Origin of the sequence: Arachidicoccus sp., assembly GCF_050436765.1 — a bacterium.
Taxonomy (GTDB): domain Bacteria; phylum Bacteroidota; class Bacteroidia; order Chitinophagales; family Chitinophagaceae; genus Arachidicoccus.
Window position 1 is genome coordinate 1 of record NZ_JBNQGD010000185.1, and the last position, 1,895, is coordinate 1,895.

Consider the following 1,895-nt stretch of genomic DNA (forward strand, 5'->3'; position numbering starts at 1 on the left):
TGATTTAATCTTTCGTAAGGACAATAGTATGTAAGCCAATAAATAGGAGAAGGTACCTATCCAGCCCAAAAGTTGGAACATATTATTTAGGATATTTCTTTCAATACATTAGCGAATTTTGTTTTTATAAAAGTAAGCTTAAATTTAAAAAGCAGCCATTCTAAATTTCATTTTGCACCGCCTAAAATTAAGGATAAGTTCTTTTAAGAAATATGTTGAACGGGATCAACGCATTAAAATTATTTGTCTGAGTTACGGAAGTAATTGGTTTGTGATACTAAAATTATCGCTTTTATCTTCATGTAATCTTTTGTTTAAACATTTTGCCATTCGTTGTTATCAAGAAAATGACAAACGATCCAATAGCGTATTTTCTTGGTTGCTAAGACCACCGTATGGATAGAAAGCGGCCCTTAACCGGGAGACCGTTCCCATAATTGCCCTGGGCTAAAATTTAAAGCGCCGGATGTTTGATGATTGTTGTAACTAAAAAATTTCTAGAACTTCTCTTCTTGTATCATTTGTAATAGGCCAAAGATTTTCATTATCCTTTTTAGGCTTTAATGGGCTTTTTATTTTCCGCTCGACTAAAATATAACTTTTAAATCCCGCCGCAGTGCTATAGGTAATTGTAATTGTTTTGCCCACAAAAGGTAACAAATCAAAACTTTCCATATGCCATTCTGTAGCTTTTTTACTTATCATTCCTGTTTTAGCATAACTAGCGAAATTATTTATAGAAGATGCGCTTTTGCGGGCTGCTATCACCGATTTCCCATTAATATGTATGCTTGGTAAATTCGGTCTGCCAATTAATAATAAATCGCAACGGCCTCGCGCGTCTGAGGGAACAGTAAGTGTCGTTGTTGCCGGAGTTTCTGTTTTTTTAAATTGAATGCTCGAGAATTTGTCGGGTGTTGAGTTTGATTTTCCGCTACTCAGTTCAAACGCCATGGTTGAGTAGCCGGGCAAGGTAATCGAGATATTTTTACCCGAAATAAAGGTCGTTGGATAAATTGCTTGATAAGGAAAAACAACATTTGCTTTAAAAGAATCTCCCAACTTACCATAGAAACCCGTAGCCTTATTAAATGGAATAATTAACGTTTGCGCTAAAGCTTGTGGATTTCTTGCAACCAGTACACCCTTTTCATTTTTCCAACCGATATAGCCATAAGCATTTCCTTCATCCGGGCGTCCTCCAACATACACTGTATTTGTCAATTCCTGTTGATGTTTCTTTGCCCAATTATTTACCAAACACAGGCCCTTCCACTCGTCAGCAGACATGGAAGATGGCGTTATATACCATTCCTTCAATAAGGTACCTCTGCCATAATACATCAATACATATTCCAGCCAATCTTGTAAAGTCTCGTCTTTAGGAGTGGCTTTTCTAATAATGCCATGTGTCATTAAACGAGAAATAGGGACTAATGGACGATCAGCCGGATCGCCCCACATACGCCAAATGTAGGTGTCACGGTCGGTTGTACTTCTTGCCTGCGTTGAGAGCTCCGGCCAATTACCATTCATCCCATCATCACCCGCCAGCATCCATAAATAATCCACATGTGTCAGCCACCAAGGAGAAAACCAGACCCAATTGGTAAGATTTTGAATGATATTGGGCTGCGCCTTTGTTGTCGCTTGCAACATTTCAATTGCCGCATCTACACTAGCTTCATGCCCATGCCGGTCATCTGGTGGATGATTATTGCCTGATGCCAAATCACTCATCTCATTAAAGTCATGCTTGAAATAAACCAAATCTGCTTCTTTCGCCAGTTGAGGTAAACGCTTCAACAGATAGTTTTTATATTTTGTAGCGGAAATACTATAATAAGGGTTAAATTGTTTAAAATAACTATTTGGTTTTGCTTCTTTAAAGCCTT

At 37.9% G+C, this 1,895-nt stretch carries 1 protein-coding gene; it reads right to left on the minus strand.

Features of this window, described 5'->3' with window-relative positions; translation table 11 throughout:
• Positions 1-486 precede the first annotated feature (486 nt).
• On the minus strand, positions 487-1,895 hold a 1,409-nt coding region (locus tag ACQR30_RS08100), incomplete at its 5' end, for a hypothetical protein (protein ID WP_429733843.1).